Source organism: Roseiconus nitratireducens, from assembly GCF_008629675.1.
GTDB classification, from domain to species: Bacteria; Planctomycetota; Planctomycetia; order Pirellulales; family Pirellulaceae; genus Stieleria; species Stieleria nitratireducens.
Genome location: NZ_VWOX01000090.1, coordinates 1 through 521 on the forward strand (window position 1 = coordinate 1; position 521 = coordinate 521).

Here is a 521-nt window from a genome sequence, read left to right on the forward strand (position 1 = left end):
GAACGACAGGGTTCAGCGGGGCCGCGCGAGCGACTCTCCACTTCGATAAATTCAACTCGCGGCCTCCGTTGCAACCCATGGTTCTGCACCTTGCTTCGATTGATGGCGGGTTACCACTTGGCCCACGACGTTTTAGCCATCATCTCCTTTGCTGACTGTGGTCCGCGCATTGTATATGGCTGCACCCGGACGTAGGGGGTACGCCAAACGTATCCGAAAAACCAAACGTAGTAGTGGGCCGTGACCTCGCTGTTCGGCGAAGCGTTGGGGCCGGCCGTAGCGTTCATCGTCCAATGCTCGAAGATCAGCGGTGCTACATAGCCAGGTAAACCGCCTCCATGCTCTGCCTCGAACACCCGGGCGACGTCGTCGGGCCCGTAACGCTTTGTTGCTGCATCCAGTGCAAAATACACTGCAACGAGGAGAGGAAGAATAAGAAGTGTACGAATTGAAAATCGTGGTCGCAGTCGGCGCAACAGACTTTTCATGCATCCGCTCGCGAAAGAATGAAGTTGATTGCA

The 521-nt window shown here is 55.7% G+C and carries 1 protein-coding gene; it reads right to left on the reverse strand.

Annotation, left to right across the window (positions count from 1 at the left end; all coding sequences use genetic code 11):
• Nucleotides 1-110: 110 nt before the first annotated feature.
• On the reverse strand, nt 111-521 hold a 411-nt coding region (locus tag FYK55_RS29945; protein WP_235909059.1), incomplete at its 5' end, for a hypothetical protein.